Raw genomic sequence first — 16,846 nt, 5'->3', positions numbered from 1 at the left:
TTTGAAAATAAACTTAATATTCTATATATTAAAACTATTATAAATGATGATTTTATTAATATATTATAGTTTCTATATTAAATTTCAATATTATTGCCATTTTACTTGCCAACATGTCATTTTTATCCTTCAATTTTTTTACTTAACTAATAGAGATTTCAAAATAATCACTCAACTTTTCCACTGTTTGCATTATGACCATTTATCCTTCTATAAAGTGTTCTTAAACTGATACCTAAGATTTTAGCAATCTGTTTCTTTCCTTCCAATGTATATCCATATTGGTCTAAAAGCTTTTTTATTTTTTCATTTTCTAAATCATTACATTCTTTATTGCCTTCCTTACTAATCATAGTCTGATTAAATATAGTATCCGGCAGATCATTTATAGTCATAGTTTTGTCTTCACATAAATTTGCAGCATATTCTACTACATTTTGAAGTTCACGTATGTTACCCGGCCAATTATAATTTAAAAATAAATTTTCAACTTCTGGACTTATTGAATCTAAAGGTGTTTCCAATTTTTCCTTAATCTTTTCTATATAATTATAAGCTATGGGAATTATATCACCCTTACGTTGCCTTAATGGAGGTATTTTTATATTAATTACTGCTATACGATAAAAAAGGTCCTGTCGAAATTTTCCTTTATTAATCATCTCTTCTAACTTGCAGTTAGTTGCTGCTATAACTCTTATATCTAGTGGGATTTTTTTAGAAGATCCAACTCTTTCAAGCTCATACTCTTGGAGTACTCTTAAAAGTTTAGGTTGAGCTGAAAGTGGCATCTCACCCAATTCATCTAAAAACAAAGTTCCTCCCTGAGCCATTTCTATTTTTCCAATCTTTCCTTCTTTTCTTGCACCAGTAAACGACCCTCCTGAATATCCAAAAAGTTCACTTTCAAAAAGATTTTCTGGTATGCTAGAACAATTTATAGCCACAAAAGGATATTTGCTTCTTTTGCTAGCATTATGTATAGACTTAGCTATAAGCTCTTTCCCAGTTCCAGTTTCTCCAGTTATAAGTACAGGCGTAGGACTATCTGCCAATTTTTTAATTAATTTTTTTAGTTCCTTCATTTCTTTGCTTTCTCCAACAATCCCTGTATTAAAACTATGAATTTGAAGCTTTTCATTAATCTCGTCTGCAAATCTCACTAATGTTCCTATTCTCTTATTATCTATAACTATAGGTTTAGTTGTAATCTTAACACTGAACTTTCCCATAGATACATTTTTTTCAAAAAAGTTTGCTCCATTCAAAATATCTTCAGCTATCTCTTTAGAGAAAATCTGTCGTATAGATAAAGAACCTTCATCTAATTTTAGAAGTTTATATGCAAGATTATTACCCTGTATTATAACTCCATGTTGGTCAGTGAGAATTAAAGGATCTTTCGAAATTTCTAATGTATCATTAATAATATAATCCATATGTCCGCACTCTAAAGCTCCAGATTTACTAAGTACATATTCTCCTATCAAATCAGCCATTTCCTTAATTGCATCTAAATATACAGGATTGTTCTTGCTTATCCTTCTCTGTCCTTCTTTAGTAAAAGAAGTAAAATCTGCAACTCCTATAACAGAAGTATTAGCCCTTATAGAACATAAAATTTCAATAGTAGATGGACAGTGTTCCCTAAATCTACATCCTATACATGACGGCATATCCCCTGGAGTATTTACCAAAATGCTTCCATTATTCAATACATCTCTTATAAATTTTGTATGTACAGTACTTCCTTTCTTCTTTAAATAAGTTGGAGTACAGTAAAAAAGAGTACCTCTTTCATCAAATATAGCAACTTCAAGCTTTAAGCAATCAGAAATTGCTAAAACAAGTTTCTCAATAGATGGTCGAACATCTTCTAAATTAAACATATTTATTCCTCCTCACAAAAACAATTCTGAATATTATTTACATTATAATTATACTATTGTAATATTAGGTTGACAATTAATATTGTCAATATTCAGTCATATTTGACAAATGTCAATAATCTTTCAATGTCTTTTACATATATTTTTATTACAGTTTATTGACAAACCCTTTAATATTCAAGGGTTTAAATTATTATATATATTTTTGGCACACATATTGCTATTAAATATTTCATAAGGTCAGTAGCAAATTTAGGATTTATTTAATATAAGGGGGATTTAAAATGTTAAACAAAAAAGACGTTCTTAACTTAAATGGCAAAGTTGCTGTTATTACAGGAGCTGGCTCTGGAATAGGTCTAGGTGTTGCTCAGTTATTGTCTGCATATGGTGCTGCAGTAGCTATGGTAGATATAAGTGATGCTGGCGAAGCTGCTGCTGAAGAAATCAGACAAGCTGGTAGAAATGCTGCTTTCTTCAAATGTGATGTAACTAACGAAAATCAAGTTATAGAAACTGTAAAAGCTATTAAAGAAAAATTTGGTAATATCGATATTCTTCATAATAATGCAGGTGTAACTGTTAGAAAAACTATGCCTGAATTAAGTGAGAAAGAATGGGATTTCGTATTAGATGTTGGCTTAAAGGGATTATTCCTTTTCTCTAAACACATAATCCCTGTAATGGCAGCTAACGGTGGTGGAAGCATAATTAATACTGGTTCAGGATGGGGCTTAAAAGGTGGAGATCAAGCTGTTGCCTACTGTGCAGTTAAAGGTGGAATCGTAAACGTAACAAGAGCTATGGCTATAGATCATGGTCATCAAAATATACGTGTAAACAGTGTAAATCCTGGCGATACAGATACTGCTATGCTTAGAGATGAAGGAGTTCAAACTGGAATAGTTAACGAAAACACATCTCAAGATGAATATTTAAAGGACTGTGGTTGCGGAAGACCTCTTGCAAGAATTGGTATGCCTGAAGATATAGCAAACGCTGTACTATTCCTTGCAAGTGACTTATCAAGCTGGATAACAGGTGCTGCATTAGTTGTTGACGGCGGCGGTATCGCATAATATATGATTTTATTTTATTAAAGGAGGAGACAAAAATATGAGAGGATTTAAAAATCATCCTTACATACCAAATTCAGTTCCAGAAGTTGAAGCAGAGATGCTTAAGGAAATTGGCATGAATTCTTTGGATGAACTTCACAAAAATGTTCCAGAACTTTTAAAATTAAAGAAAGAAATGAATCTTCCAGAAGCATTTCAATCTGAGTATGAATTAAGAAGACATGTAGAAAGAATATTAGATAAAAATGCAAATTGCAAAAAGAATCTAAACTTCTTAGGAGCAGGCTGCTGGCAGCACTATGTTCCTGCTATATGTGATGAAATAAATGGAAAAGGTGAGTTCTTAACTGCTTATGGTGGTGAACCTTACAATGATGAAGGTCGTTTCCAATCTTTATTTGAATATGCAAGCATGGTTGCTGAACTTGTTGATATGGACGTTGTAAATGTACCAACTATGGACTGGGCTCAAGCTGCAGCGACTACTTCAAGAATGGCTCAAAGAATTACAAATCGCACCACTGTTTTAGTTCCAGAAATAATGGATCAAGAAAAACTTGATGTTATGAAAAATTACTGTGAAAGTGTTATTAAGTTTGAAACTGTTAAATGTAACGCTAAAGGACAATTAGATTTAACTGATTTAAAATCAAAGGTTAATTCAGATACTGTTGGTGTTTATTTTGAAAATCCAAATTACTTTGGAATAATCGAAGAAAATGGAGAAGAGATTTCAAAAATCGTACATGAAGCTGGTGGATTAAGCCTAGTAGGTATAGATCCAATATCTCTTGGTGTATTAGCTGCTCCACCATCTTATGGTGCTGATATTGTATGTGGAGATTTACAACCACTTGGAATTCATATGAATTACGGCGGTGGTCAATCAGGATTTATGGCAACTAAAGATGATGAAAAATTCGTAATGGAATTCCCATCAAGATTATTTGGTATAGCTCCAACTACAACTCCTGGTGAATACGGCTTTGGTGATGTAGCTTACGATAGAACTTCTTTCGGTCATCACAGAGAGCATGGCAAAGAGTATGTTGGTACTCAATCAGCTTTATGGGGTATCACAGCTGGAGTTTATCTAGCAACTATGGGACCTTGTGGAATGTATGAAATAGGACAAACTATAATGCAAAATTCTCAATATGCTGCTAAAAAGCTTTCTTCTATACCTAATGTTAAGGTAAATAGCTTTGGAAGCACATTCTTTAAAGAATTTGTAGTTGATTTTTCATCTACTGGAAAAACAGTAAGTGAAATCAATAAAGAACTTTTAAATAGAAATATATTTGGTGGTAAAGACTTATCTGAAACCTTCCCTGCTCTTGGACAATGTGCTCTTTACTGCGTAACAGAAATCCATACTAAAGAAGATATTGATACTTTAGTTAAAGAGATTTCTGATATTGTGAAATAATTCTTAGAAAGGGATGATACTGTGGAAAGAATAGATAGATCAACAAAGGTAAGAGTCAATTTTCATCAAGCCAAATGGGATGAGCCTATCATATATGAATTGAGTACACCAGGAGAAAGAGGAATACTTGTTCCAAAGGCAAACAAAGCTATAGAAGCAGAAGTTGGAGACGGTTTGTCTGCACTTCCAAAAATCATGGTTAGAAAAAATAAAGTTAATCTTCCTGAAATGTCTCAAAGCAGAGTTTTAAGACACTATGCAAGACTTGCTCAACAAACTTTAGGTGCAGATGTCAATATTGAAATTGGACAAGGTACTTGTACTGTAAAATATAGTCCAAAGGTTAACGATCAGCTTGCAAGAAACGTTGAAGACCTTCACCCATTACAAGATATCGAAACTGTTCAAGGTATGCTTCAAATTTTCTATGAAACAGATAGATATATGAGTGAAATTTCTGGAATGGATCGTTTTACATTCCAACCAGGCGGTGGTTCTCAAGCTATAATGGCTATGGCATCAGTAATGCATTCATATTTTAAAGATAAAGGTGAAGATAGAAATGAAATAATCACAACTATCTACTCTCACCCATCTGATGCAGCAGGTCCTGCTGTAAAGGGATTTAAAATTATTTATCTTCAACCAGATCCAAAAACAGGACTTCCTACTTTAGAACAGTTAAAAGCTGCTGCTTCAAATAAGACTGCAGGATATATTGTAGCTAATCCTGAGGATACTGGAGTATACAATGAAAATGTTAGGGAATTCGTTGATTATATTCACTCTATAGGTGGACTTTGCGGTTATGACCAAGCAAATGCTAACGGATTATTAGGAGTAACAAGAGCACGTGATGCTGGATTTGACATGTGTTTCTTCAATCTTCATAAGACCTTCTCTACTCCACACGGCTGTGGCGGACCTGCTTGCGGTGCTACAGGAGTAAAGGAAGAATTAGTCCAATTCCTTCCAGCTCCAATCATAGATTTTGATGGAGAAAAATATTTCTTAAACTATGATATATGCAACAATCCAAATGGTGTTGGTAAAGTAAGACAATGGCACGGAGTTTCCCAAGTTGTTTTGAAAGCTTACTGCTGGATTCGTTCTTTAGGCGCAAACGGATTATATCAAGTTGCTAAGACTGCAGTTCTTAACAACAACTACTTATTCAAAAAATTAATGGAATTAGATGATGTTACTGCTTACTACGAAGATGGAAACAATCAAAGAATTGAACAAGCTAGATACTCTATAGAAAATCTAGAAAAAGCTACAGGCATTGGAACTGGAGATATTCAAAGAAGAATGATGGATTTTGGAATGCACTACTGGACATCCCATCACCCATACTACTTACCTGAACCAATGACTTTAGAGCCAACAGAAACACCATCTAAGAAAGATATAGATGAATATATTGAGACTCTTAAGTATGTGTTCAACGAAGCTCATACAAATCCTGAAATAATAAAGACAGCACCTCATAATAGTGTTATACATCAAGTTGATGAATCAGGTATGGATGATCCAAATATGTGGGCAACAACTTGGAGAGTATATTTAAGAAAATATAACTAAAGTTTTAAACCTATTTAATAAATGTGCAGCTAATTATTTATGCTGCACATTTATTAAGTATAAGTTAGGGGTAGTTGATATGAAGAAAATAGGCTTAATTATAAATCCAATTGCAGGCATGGGCGGAAGTGTCGGCTTAAAAGGTACTGACAATATGATTGAAGAAGCAGTAAAAAGAGGCGCAGTTCCTCATTCAAATGAAAGAGCAAAACTCGCCCTTGCTGAACTTCTTTCTATAAAAAATGAATTTAAAATAGTAACCTATGCTGGAGAAATGGGTGGAAATTTAGCACAGGAAATGGGATTCTCATATAGTTTTTACAGTAAAAGTACATCTACATTAAGCAAATCTGATACCATATCCTTAGCCAGATTATTAAATAAGGATAAAGTTGATCTTATAATATTTGTAGGCGGTGATGGTACTGCAAGAGATATTTTTGAAGCTGTGGGGGACACTTCAGTTACTCTTGGCATACCAGCTGGTGTAAAAATCCATTCTCCTGTATATGCTAAAACTCCTAAAAACGCAGGTATCTTAGCTAAAAAATATATTTTAGGCCACATATCAAATATAAAGGAAGAAGAAGTTCTAGATATTGATGAAGAGCTATATCGCAAAGAGATAATCAATACAAGGCTTTACGGGTATCTAAAAGTTCCATTTGAAAGAACCTGTATGCAACATTCAAAATCTTCCACTCCTTTATCAGAAGCCGCTGCTATACACTCCATTGCTTATGAAGTTATAAATGCTATGGAAAAAGACACATATTATTTGATAGGAGCTGGAACTACAACTCGCGGAATAATGAATATGTTAGATATTCCAAACACCTTAATAGGAGTTGATCTAATTTATAATAAGCAATTAGTAGCTAATGACCTTTATGGAAACGAAATTTTAAAATATATTAAAGGTAAAAAAACTAAACTTATTGTAACAATTACGGGGGGACAGGGATTTTTATTTGGCCGTGGTAATCAACAGCTTACTCCAGAGGTAATTCGCGAGATAGGAAAAGAGAATATAATTATACTAGCCACTAAGGAAAAGCTATTTAAGCTTCAAGGACAGCCCTTGATGGTTGATACCTTTGATAAAGACCTTAATGAAACTTTATGCGGCTACTATAAAGTTATAAGTTCCTATGGAGAATTTGTGGTCTGTAAAGTAAGTAATATATAATTATGAACCATAAAGGTGTGCTATAAAATTTCTATCTTTTACAGCACACCTTTTTATATTCTTTCTGTTTTGTTTACATATCAAGCCATTCTTTATGACTCCTATTAAGCTTTTATTCCATTTAATTCTTGATATAAATAAGCAGCATAAGAATCTGTCATACCGCATATAAAGTCGGTTACTAATAAAAGTCTTGAATATTCACTACTGCATCCTTTCTGATCTACATCATTTTCACAGACAAATCTATAATTTTTAGAAATCAATGAATACAGCTTACCATCATATCCTTTATATGGTTTTACATCCTTGTTTAAAGCTGCTGGAACAAATATATTTAATAAGCTGTGAATAATGTTATACCCTACTATTTCATTTGCCACTACGCTTTCATTAGTATAAACATATTCTTTTGATATACTTCTCAGGAATAAAGAGATGTTATTTGCTTTTGAATTTCCTAAAAGATCTCCTTTATAATTTCCGTCCATAATATCATCATAAGATGAAATAAATTCTTCTATCACAGAATCCCTTAAGTACCTATTAAGCTTTATAATAAATGACTTTAATGCATATTCACCTGGATCTTCATATCCATATTCTTCTTTTGCTATTTCATAATTTTTAGAAAGGTAAAAGGACAAACTCTCTTCTAAAGTTTTTTCTTCATATCCTTGTTCTTTAATAAATTCCTTATATCGTTTTTTGAATATGTCATGCGATATTATCTTTTTATTAAAGGCATCTTCTAAATCACCTAAAAGATAAGCTATATCATCTGCTGCTTCTAAAATATATACAAGCGGATTCCTACAGCCTTCAATTTTTATATGCTCTGCAATTTCTCTAAATACCTTCTCCTCTGATTTATAATATCCCATTTTTTTTAGTCTGCTGTTCTCAAGTTCTAATGATGATATTGGATATTTAATAATTGAACCTAATACGCCTATTGTAAGATTCATTCCATATCTATCAATAACAAAATGCAATTTTGTAAGTATCCTAAGTCCTTGAGCATTACCTTCAAAATTTAATAGATCTAGTCCCTCTTGCTTATCTAATATAAAATTATACTTATCATACTTGAAAGTATATGTATCATCATCATTTTTAAAAAGCTTTTCCTCAAACCATTCCCTTATAGCAACTTCTCCAAAATGACCAAATGGAGGATTTCCTAGGTCATGTATAAGTCCTGCACAAGCAAGTATGTTTCCTATATCCTCAACCATATCTGATGTAACTCTATCTTCATAATTTTTCGTATTCTCTACAAGTTTGCATCCTATACTAATACCAAGTGATTTTCCTATAGATGATACTTCTAAGGAATGCGTAAGTCTTGTTCTAACAAAATCAAGCTTTTCCAAAGGAAATACCTGAGCTTTATCCTGAAGACGTCTAAAAGACGCACTAAAAAGAATCCTGTCATAATCATTTTCAAACTCATCTCTACAGTCTATAGATTTTTTATTAGTACCTTTATGATCCCTTATTCTATTTTTATTTAATAATTGATTCCATGTAAATTTAGCCATTATTACCCCTCACTTTTAGTGAATATATATTATATTTTGTCTTAATTTCATTATTATTCAGTTATAATGATAATAATTTATAATAATATTTTCTCTTATAATTAATTCGTCTTAAAAATATTTATCATCAAAAAGAACTTCGTTAAAAATTATCTTTAGCGAAGTTCTTTCTTTATTATTTAGATATTTTAACTAAATAAATTCTATAATCTCTGAAACAACTTACATATCAAGCCATTCATGGGTTCCTTTATATATGAATTCTGCTCTTCTGCAATTAGGACATATATAAACATCGAATATAAGATGTTCTTCCACATCAAAGATTGTACTGAAAAATCCCCTATTGTTATCCTGACTATCAAACCTATATTCTTTTAAATACTTCATTTCCGTTTTACATGCTAAACATTCCATAAATTTCTCTCCCCAGTTTAATATTAAATTAATATTATGCTCTATTTAAAATCCATCTTATAGAGTCATCAATGACCTCATCACGGCAATATTCATTAAATATTTCATGAAATAGTTCACCATATATTTTCATTTCACGATCTTTAGATGATGCTGCTTTGAAAAAGTCATAGGTATCTTGAACTGAAACAAGTCCATCATTTTCTCCATGCATCATCAAAACTGGATAATTAAAGTTTTTAACTTCATCTTCAAACCATCTAAGTCCATCACAAATAGCATAACAAAGTCCTGTAGTGAATGTCTTTGTGTTATATGGATCCTTCCCGTACCAATCTACAACCTCTTGAACTGAGCAAACGCCTTGTCCAAGTTCATTAGGAAGCTTTTCATGTGGATCTAATTCTTTAGGAACACTTGATATAAGTTTACCATTATCTTTAGTAAGAGCTCCACTGGTAACTATGCCGGCTAATTTTTTATTTGGATACTTTGCTCCATAAAGAGAAACTGCAAATCCACCCATACTATGTCCTAAAAGGAACACTGGAAGATTTTGATTTTCACATATAGTCATATCTACGATTACATTAACATCATCTAACATTTCATTGAAATCATTATAATATGTCTTCTCCCCATCAGAACGTCCATGCCCACGGTGATCAAAACGATAAGTACTTATTCCTGCCTTATGAAACTTTTCTGCTAAATAATCATAACGTCCTTGATGCTCACAGAGCCCATGAACAATTATACATACTGCTTTAGAGTTATCCACCATTTCTTTGTTTAAAAATAACTTTGTTCCGTCAAATGATGTAATTACCTTCTCACACATAATAATCCCCCCATTATACTGTTTCTTATATTTAAGTATAAACTTATTGGAATCAAATGTAAATGCAATCCAAATCACTTATTAAATAACTAGTAGTTATCCCATTGACTCCCCTCCCCCTAAATGTTATGATTACCTAATGATAATACTTAATAGAAGTACTTTTAGAGCTTTATTATCGCTGTATAATGTAAAGCTCTATTTTATTTGAAAGGATATGAACTATGAACTTTAAATCGCTTGGAATAAATGAAAATCTTATTGAAATATTAAATAAAAATGGTATTAAAACCCCTACACCAATTCAGCGTGAGAGTATTGTGCCAATCTTAAACGGAAGTGATGTTATTGGAGAAGCAAAAACTGGCACAGGAAAGACTTTAGCTTTTCTTTTGCCTATTTTCCAAAACATATCGGTGAAAAACAATTTCACACAAGTTTTAATTCTTTCACCTACTAGAGAATTAGCTATACAGATTACAGAAGAAGCAAAAAAGCTTAATGTCAATGATAATATTAATATTCTGGCTGCTTATGGTGGACGTGATATTGGAGGCCAGCTTAAAAAACTTAAAAATACAGTACATATAATAGTGGCAACCCCTGGAAGGCTTCTCGATCATATTGAAAGAAAAACTATTGATTTGAGCAAACTAAAGACCGTAATTCTTGATGAAGCTGATCAAATGCTTTTGATGGGATTTAAAAATGAGATCGATAAGATAATGAAGGTTACTTCAAAGAAACATCAGACCCTCTGTTTTTCTGCAACTATGAGTTCTGACGTTAAAAAACTAGCTTATAGATATATGGCAGATCCTATAGTCATTAATATAAAATCTCCAACTATTGCTGTTGAAAAAATAAAGCAAGAAGTTGTTGAAACTACTGATAGATGGAAACAAGAAGCTTTAGCTACTGTTTTAAAAGAAGATAATCCATTCATGGCTATTATATTTTGCCGAACTAAAAGAAGAGCCAATGCTTTAGAGATGTCTATGGCACGTATAGGCTTTAACTGTAAAACTATCCATAGTGATGTTCCTCAATCTAAAAGAGAACGTATAATGAAAGCCTTTCGAAATGCAGACATTCAATATCTTATAGCTACAGATGTAGCTGCTAGAGGTATAGATATTTCTGGTGTCACTCATATTTACAATTATGACTGTCCCGAAACTCCTGAAAGTTACATACATAGAATTGGAAGAACTGGAAGGGCTGGAGAAGATGGTTATACATGTATGTTCATAGCACCAAAAGATGAAAGCCTACTTTATGATATAGAAAAAACTCTTAGCTTCACCATTCCAAGACGAGAGGTTTAGTTAAGCAGTAAAAAATAAGAGAATGTATCTATATTTATTTATACATTCTCTTTTATATACCCTCTAATTATTCTTATCTAAGGTTTGTTTACTATTTTACTCTACTACTGACCTTTTAAAAATCAATTTAACTAATTGTGCTCTTACATTAAACTGAAGTCCTGTTACATACTGCTTAAAATTTATTTAATTTTAAGTAGTTCTAATGGAAGTGTATCAAAAATAACATAAGCTACCTCATCAAGCATATTTGTGCCTAAAAGTTCTGTAGCAAGCCTTTTTAGATTAAGTAAATTTCTGTATTTTCTATTCTCTTTATCTTCAACAGGCATTGAAGTTTCTATAGCTTCTATAAAAGAATTTATAGTATATACCTTAAATTTTTCTACATTTCGTTCTGCTGCTATCACTTCCATAAGCTCTATAAATATCTCCTCATAAGTTGCGGTTTTGGGAAGTTTTAAGAGTTCAGCTATTGTTGGAATTATTCCTTCGAAAAGCATCCTTTTACTATTCATATTTGTAAACTTAAAGATCTTTCCTATGTTAAATATAATTTCATTTGGTATATTATTTATTATATTAAAAAATAAATCCTCATTAGCTGGCTCTATATAGTATCTTTTCCCTTTAAGACACTTCATGACTCTAATGGTATCATAATAACCCATCTTTATGTTTCTTTTTATGAGATCATTATCAAAAATTAGAGTCCCTCCTAAATCTTCTGATGGTATTATATTTATTACATTGCAGTTTCCACATTTAACTTGTTGAAGCTTCTCTTTTTGCGAAGTTCTTACAGCAACTACATTAGTATATCCCTTATCTGCGAGAAGATTTATAGGACAATTATTATAGATTCCTCCATCAATATAATATTTATTATCTATAGGCTGCGACTTAAATAAAGGAAAATTTGCACTAGCCATTATATAATCCTTGAGCTTTCCTTGAGGTATGTCATCTTTTAAGATTTCTAAAGGGGTTAGATCAGAGATTGATACCGTAACCATTCCAAAATCTACTTCTGATTTCCTAATCTCCTCTTCAAAAACCAGGCTATCTACCACAGTTCTTAATTTGCTTGTGTCTATTCCCCTATTCATTATAATTTCCTTAGCTTTTTCAGATAAATACCTTAGTGATTCCTTGGTAAAGCCACTTTTATTTATAGTTTCCATTTTGTTATCTTCTATATTAAATAACATTGATGGCTGCATGTTATTCCAAATCTCATAAGCTTTCTCAAAGTCATTTTGAGCTACAAGTGCAGCATTAAAGGCCCCGATAGATGTACCTACCACACCATCAATCTTACATCCATTCTCTATAAGTGCCCTAATTGCTCCAATATGATATGCTCCTTTTGCTCCTCCACCTTCTAGTGCCACACCAAACATTTTATCACTCCACTCTTATTGACATTTTATATTTAAACATATTATACCATATATTACCCTATCATCATTTCTTTTAAACCATAAAAGAGACACCCATAAACCTCCTCTTTTAATTAAACAAGTGATAGTTTAATGGCTGCCTCCCTATATTTATATTATTACTTCATTTCCTAGTTCCATTAGCTCTTTATTTATTCGATTATTTTTCAAATTTGCTTCTTCAAATAAATTTGGCATCCTATAATCCATGCTGTATTCACCACATACATCCATGCCTATTATCTTTGTTGTATTTGCAATTGCTTCAAATCCTTTTAGAAAATCCTCCATAGTCATATCTCCTTGATCCCAGTTTGTAACTGCATGTCTCTTGCTGAAAACATCCTTATCGACAGATATATAAGCCGGATATTTAATTTCTTTTGCTAAACTGATGTCCCAATCATTATTTTCGCATATTATACCATATGGAAAAGTCATTATTTCATCCTTTATATCCCTGTCTATGGTACTTATAGAATGTTCATTTATACCAACCAATATTATTTGCTTTAAATGAGGCTCCGTCAAAAGAGCGGTTCTAATCCATCCTCCGCAAGAAAGCAGTTCTTCAAACACTGGAACTTGAGCATCACTATGATTGTCAAACAATATAAGAGTGAAATCCTCCTCAATCTTTCTTGTAAGAAACAAACTTACATAATGATAATTTCCTGAACCTATAAAAGTAAGTTTAGGCTCTAATATTTCTTTTAGTTTTTCTTTCAAACACTGCTGTGCGCATTTATCACAATAAGAGTTTGTCCCAATTAAATCGTCTGTTGAAATTCATTGATGGTAATGATCTCTATAAAAATCTTGAGTCCTGTAAACGCCATCAAAGTCAAGCAAAACAACTTTATCCTTCATAAAACAAGTCCCCCCCTATTCCTACATTAATCATTTTAAATAAAAAAGATACACCTACACTTACCTCGTGCTAATGTATCTTTTGTAATATAACGGCATTATCTATATCCTATATTACATACAATTTATCACATTTACATATATGCGTCAAATATCATAAATCTATATAAACTTTTACAAATTACATTTATATAATAAAAAATCACCCCGATTTATTGCTCAGAGTGATTTTCAAGGATTAATGACATTATAATGTATATCTAATTATGTTTTACTCTACTGATAAGGATTAATGAGTTTGCATGAATAATTCTAATTCTTTATGATTAGGAAGTGCTGCATTATCACTGATGTTTGTAACTTGAATTGCACCTATAGCATTTCCGCGTCTAACCATTTCTCTAAGTGAAAGACCTTCTAGACGTCCACTTATAACACCGACAGCAAATCCATCTCCAGCTCCTACAGTATCTACAACCTCTTCTACTTTGAATCCTTTAACTGTATAGCTTTCATTATTATCATAGACAAACGCACCATCAGCACCATTTTTTATAACTATTGTTTTTATGCCTTTCTTTTGATAAAAGTCACAAATTTCATAAAAATTTTCTGTACCAGCTAAAATCTTACATTCTTCAATTCCAGGAAGTATTAGATTAGCTTTAGAGGCAAGATCATTTATAACTTTAATCATAGTGTCTTCATCTTCCCATAATGCTGGGCGAAGATTAGGGTCAAATGTTATAAATACATTGTTTTCTCTTGCGCGTTCCATAAGGTGATATGTTGCCTCACGACTTTCTTTAGAAAGTGCTGGTGGAATTCCAGTAACGTGAACATGCTCAATATCTTTGAAATCAATCATATCAATTTGTTCAGTTGTTATATGTGATGCAGCAGAGCCTTTCCTATAATATGGAGCATAAGGATCACTTCCATCTGTAACTCTATTTTTTAATTGAATTCCTGTACGATAAATATTATCATAAGTTACAAATTCTGTTCCTATATTATCTTCCTTTAATTTTTTCTCTATATAACGTCCAAATGGGTCATCCCCTAATCGCGTCATGTAAGTCACCTTATGTCCAAGGCGAGAAAGTCCTATAGATACATTTACTTCTGCTCCTGACAGAGATCTGCTAAAATGTTCTACATCTTCAAGTGGTCCTACGGTATCTGCAATTAAGAGTGCCATAGGTTCTCCGAATAAAATTGTTTTCCCCATTTAAACTACTCCTTTGTACTTCTTTTATTGTGGCTTTCTGACTAAATGAATTGCAAACCCACCAATTTCATTTTGAAAATAAATAGCTTGCATAGATCCATCTGCTCTAAACACAACACTTTCTTCATTAAATTTAACACCTTTAACCTTTAAATGTTTTACTGCGCGCTCTACAAAATTTGTAGAAATTGCAATATGTCCCTTTTCTCCTAGAAAAGGCATCTTCATAATTTCTACACTTGTTGATCCAAATATAGAGCTTGGATTTTCATTTTGAGTAAATCCAAAAATATTCTCAAAAGAATCCGCAACACTATGTGCTTCTTCTGGCTTACTACAGTTTATGCCCACATGAGCTATTTTAAAATCAAACATGTTTTTCACAGCTTTTCTTACTAAAATTTCTATTTCGTCAAATTTTCCTTCATTGATTAAATCCGATGGAACCATCCATGTTCCTCCACAACATATAACACGATCATAGCTTAAATATTCTGTTATATTGTCAGCATTTATTCCTCCTGTAGGGAAAAATTTTATATTTCCATATGGAGCTGCCATACTTTTTATCATTTTAATTCCACCGGATGCTTCTGCCGGAAAAAACTTTGCAACCTCTAAACCATACTTTATAGCTTGTTCAATATCAGAAGGATTTGCGCATCCAGGAGTTATTGTAATTCCTCTATTAACGCAATATTTAACCACATCTGGATTTAAACCTGGACTTACAATAAACTCTGCCCCTGCTTCAACAGCTTCATCAACTTGTCTTGTTGTCAATACAGTTCCCGCCCCTACTATCATATCAGGACATTCTTTTTTCATAGCCTTTATAGATTCAATACATGCATCTGTACGAAAAGTAACTTCTGCACAAGGAAGTCCTCCCCTGCAAAGTGCTTTTGCTAAAGGTGCTGCATCTCTAGCATCATTCAATTTTATAACCGGAACAATTCCTATATCAGAAATTTTTTTTAAAATTTCATTCATCTTTGTTACCTCTTTTCTTTATTTAAGATGATTTACTGGATAATGTATTTCTTCACCTTTAGCAAATCTTACAGATTCCTCTGCGACTTTTCTCTTAAGTTCTAAAGCAGCTTCTTCTGAATACCATGCCATATGTGGTGTGATAATTAAGTTTTCATGTTTAAATATAGGTGAATCAGAAGGCATTGGTTCTTTTTTCATACAATCTATTCCTGCTCCTGCAATATCTCCATTTGTTAAGGCTTTATCCAAATCACCCTCATTTATAATTCCTCCACGAGCAACATTGATGATTACTGCATCTTTTTTCATCTTTTTAAATACTTCTTCATTGAATAAGTTTTGATTACCATCTGCTGGACAGTGAATTGAAACCGCGTCTGACTTTTGAACTAACTCCTCTAATGTTACTGGAGTTATATAGCTTGTCTCAGATGTTTGTTTAAAATAAGGATCATATCCTATAACTTTGAATCCAAGGGCATGAGCTCTCTGTGCAAAACACCTTCCTATACGTCCAAGTCCTACAACACCAACAGTTTCTTCACTAAATCTGTGTATTGGAATTGATTTTGTATAGTCCCATTTTTGAGATTTAGTGAAATCGTTCATTTGAATAATTTTACGCTTTAATGTTACTAAAAGTGCAATTGCATGATCAGCAACTTCATTCATTCCATAGTCTGGAACATTTCCAACTTGCACTCCATGCCTTGTTGCTGCTTTTAAGTCTATAGTGTCTACTCCAACACCATATCTCACAACAAATTTTAGCTTAGGCATAGCTTCCATTACTTTCTCAGTTATATTGGCATATTGAACTATTAAAATTTCTCCATCTTTACATTGTTCTATAACTTCATCCTCTGTTTTTGCCTGCTTTAATTCAACTTCCATTCCTGCATCACTAAATACTTTCTTTTCAATATCGATATTATCATGATCACAATCTGTGATAAAAACTTTCATATTGTCTCCCCCTTGTATTGCAAAAATAAATTATATTATAT

The 16,846-nt window shown here is 32.3% G+C and carries 14 protein-coding genes; 5 read left to right on the top strand and 9 right to left on the bottom strand.

Annotated elements, in window-relative coordinates:
* Nucleotides 1-167: 167 nt before the first annotated feature.
* Nucleotides 168-1,889 (bottom strand): sigma-54 interaction domain-containing protein, encoded by a 1,722-nt coding sequence (locus tag KQH81_RS05390; protein ID WP_230029052.1) that lies wholly within the window; start codon nucleotides 1,887-1,889, stop codon nucleotides 168-170.
* A gap of 284 nt (nucleotides 1,890-2,173) precedes the next feature.
* Here KQH81_RS05390 and KQH81_RS05385 point away from each other — a divergent pair, with 284 nt between their 5' ends.
* The 4 genes from KQH81_RS05385 to KQH81_RS05370 all read left to right on the top strand — a co-directional run bounded on the left by KQH81_RS05385 (nucleotide 2,174) and on the right by KQH81_RS05370 (nucleotide 7,170).
* Nucleotides 2,174-2,968, top strand: coding sequence for an SDR family NAD(P)-dependent oxidoreductase (locus tag KQH81_RS05385; protein ID WP_027638862.1), 795 nt, complete (start codon nucleotides 2,174-2,176; stop codon nucleotides 2,966-2,968).
* A gap of 37 nt (nucleotides 2,969-3,005) precedes the next feature.
* Nucleotides 3,006-4,397, top strand: a complete 1,392-nt coding sequence (gene gcvPA, locus KQH81_RS05380) for an aminomethyl-transferring glycine dehydrogenase subunit GcvPA (protein WP_168972240.1) — start codon at nucleotides 3,006-3,008, stop codon at nucleotides 4,395-4,397.
* A 21-nt stretch (nucleotides 4,398-4,418) separates the two neighbouring features.
* The gene (gcvPB, locus tag KQH81_RS05375; RefSeq protein WP_230029051.1) at nucleotides 4,419-5,981 is read left to right on the top strand and encodes an aminomethyl-transferring glycine dehydrogenase subunit GcvPB; all 1,563 of its coding nucleotides are present in this window, start codon (nucleotides 4,419-4,421) and stop codon (nucleotides 5,979-5,981) included.
* A gap of 79 nt (nucleotides 5,982-6,060) precedes the next feature.
* Complete coding sequence (locus KQH81_RS05370) at nucleotides 6,061-7,170, top strand: ATP-NAD kinase family protein (RefSeq protein ID WP_230029050.1); 1,110 nt, start codon at nucleotides 6,061-6,063, stop codon at nucleotides 7,168-7,170.
* 104 nt (nucleotides 7,171-7,274) lie between these two features.
* Here the strand turns inward: KQH81_RS05370 and KQH81_RS05365 are convergent, their stop codons facing one another.
* From KQH81_RS05365 to KQH81_RS05355, 3 genes are all read right to left on the bottom strand, one after another.
* The gene (locus KQH81_RS05365) at nucleotides 7,275-8,714 is read right to left on the bottom strand and encodes a deoxyguanosinetriphosphate triphosphohydrolase (protein ID WP_027638866.1); all 1,440 of its coding nucleotides are present in this window, start codon (nucleotides 8,712-8,714) and stop codon (nucleotides 7,275-7,277) included.
* Nucleotides 8,715-8,936: 222 nt separating this feature from the next.
* The gene (locus tag KQH81_RS05360) at nucleotides 8,937-9,131 is read right to left on the bottom strand and encodes a hypothetical protein (protein ID WP_027638867.1); all 195 of its coding nucleotides are present in this window, start codon (nucleotides 9,129-9,131) and stop codon (nucleotides 8,937-8,939) included.
* Between the two features lie 34 nt (nucleotides 9,132-9,165).
* A complete protein-coding gene (locus KQH81_RS05355) occupies nucleotides 9,166-9,972 on the bottom strand; it encodes an alpha/beta hydrolase (RefSeq protein ID WP_027638868.1) in 807 nt (268 codons plus the stop codon).
* A 224-nt stretch (nucleotides 9,973-10,196) separates the two neighbouring features.
* Here KQH81_RS05355 and KQH81_RS05350 point away from each other — a divergent pair, with 224 nt between their 5' ends.
* Nucleotides 10,197-11,300: a DEAD/DEAH box helicase gene (locus KQH81_RS05350; protein WP_230029049.1), complete on the top strand. Its 1,104-nt coding sequence runs from the start codon at nucleotides 10,197-10,199 to the stop codon at nucleotides 11,298-11,300.
* Between the two features lie 182 nt (nucleotides 11,301-11,482).
* Here KQH81_RS05350 and KQH81_RS05345 read toward each other — a convergent pair whose 3' ends face one another.
* The 5 genes from KQH81_RS05345 to KQH81_RS05325 form a co-directional block, all read right to left on the bottom strand.
* Nucleotides 11,483-12,703, bottom strand: a complete 1,221-nt coding sequence (locus KQH81_RS05345; RefSeq protein WP_051196250.1) for a patatin-like phospholipase family protein — start codon at nucleotides 12,701-12,703, stop codon at nucleotides 11,483-11,485.
* Between the two features lie 150 nt (nucleotides 12,704-12,853).
* A complete protein-coding gene (locus tag KQH81_RS05340) occupies nucleotides 12,854-13,471 on the bottom strand; it encodes an arginase family protein (RefSeq protein WP_027638872.1) in 618 nt (205 codons plus the stop codon).
* Between the two features lie 430 nt (nucleotides 13,472-13,901).
* Nucleotides 13,902-14,843, bottom strand: coding sequence for a sugar kinase (locus KQH81_RS05335; protein ID WP_230029048.1), 942 nt, complete (start codon nucleotides 14,841-14,843; stop codon nucleotides 13,902-13,904).
* Nucleotides 14,844-14,867: 24 nt separating this feature from the next.
* Nucleotides 14,868-15,836 carry a bifunctional 4-hydroxy-2-oxoglutarate aldolase/2-dehydro-3-deoxy-phosphogluconate aldolase gene (gene eda, locus KQH81_RS05330; protein WP_230029046.1) on the bottom strand — a complete coding sequence of 323 codons (969 nt, stop codon included), beginning with the start codon at nucleotides 15,834-15,836 and terminating at the stop codon, nucleotides 14,868-14,870.
* A gap of 18 nt (nucleotides 15,837-15,854) precedes the next feature.
* Entirely contained in the window at nucleotides 15,855-16,805 is a 951-nt protein-coding gene (locus KQH81_RS05325) for a C-terminal binding protein (protein WP_178311419.1), read from the bottom strand.
* Between the last annotated feature and the right edge of the window lie 41 nt (nucleotides 16,806-16,846).

The organism is Clostridium cadaveris, from assembly GCF_020911725.1.
In the GTDB taxonomy this organism is placed as follows: Bacteria; Bacillota; Clostridia; order Clostridiales; family Clostridiaceae; genus Clostridium_X; species Clostridium_X cadaveris.
The sequence above is the reverse complement of the archived record's forward strand: the minus strand, read 5'-3'. Positions and strand labels throughout refer to the sequence as shown.

What these genes read in the sequence shown, in the direction of transcription:
- gcvPA (WP_168972240.1), top strand. Translation starts at nt 3,006, where the DNA reads ATGAGAGGATTTAAAAATCATCCTTACATACCAAATTCAGTTCCAGAA.
- KQH81_RS05345 (WP_051196250.1), bottom strand. Translation starts at nt 12,703, where the DNA reads ATGTTTGGTGTGGCACTAGAAGGTGGAGGAGCAAAAGGAGCATATCAT.
- KQH81_RS05385 (WP_027638862.1), top strand. Translation starts at nt 2,174, where the DNA reads ATGTTAAACAAAAAAGACGTTCTTAACTTAAATGGCAAAGTTGCTGTT.
- eda (WP_230029046.1), bottom strand. Translation starts at nt 15,836, where the DNA reads ATGAATGAAATTTTAAAAAAAATTTCTGATATAGGAATTGTTCCGGTT.
- KQH81_RS05355 (WP_027638868.1), bottom strand. Translation starts at nt 9,972, where the DNA reads ATGTGTGAGAAGGTAATTACATCATTTGACGGAACAAAGTTATTTTTA.
- KQH81_RS05325 (WP_178311419.1), bottom strand. Translation starts at nt 16,805, where the DNA reads ATGAAAGTTTTTATCACAGATTGTGATCATGATAATATCGATATTGAA.
- KQH81_RS05350 (WP_230029049.1), top strand. Translation starts at nt 10,197, where the DNA reads ATGAACTTTAAATCGCTTGGAATAAATGAAAATCTTATTGAAATATTA.
- KQH81_RS05390 (WP_230029052.1), bottom strand. Translation starts at nt 1,889, where the DNA reads ATGTTTAATTTAGAAGATGTTCGACCATCTATTGAGAAACTTGTTTTA.
- KQH81_RS05365 (WP_027638866.1), bottom strand. Translation starts at nt 8,714, where the DNA reads ATGGCTAAATTTACATGGAATCAATTATTAAATAAAAATAGAATAAGG.
- KQH81_RS05335 (WP_230029048.1), bottom strand. Translation starts at nt 14,843, where the DNA reads ATGGGGAAAACAATTTTATTCGGAGAACCTATGGCACTCTTAATTGCA.
- KQH81_RS05360 (WP_027638867.1), bottom strand. Translation starts at nt 9,131, where the DNA reads ATGGAATGTTTAGCATGTAAAACGGAAATGAAGTATTTAAAAGAATAT.
- KQH81_RS05370 (WP_230029050.1), top strand. Translation starts at nt 6,061, where the DNA reads ATGAAGAAAATAGGCTTAATTATAAATCCAATTGCAGGCATGGGCGGA.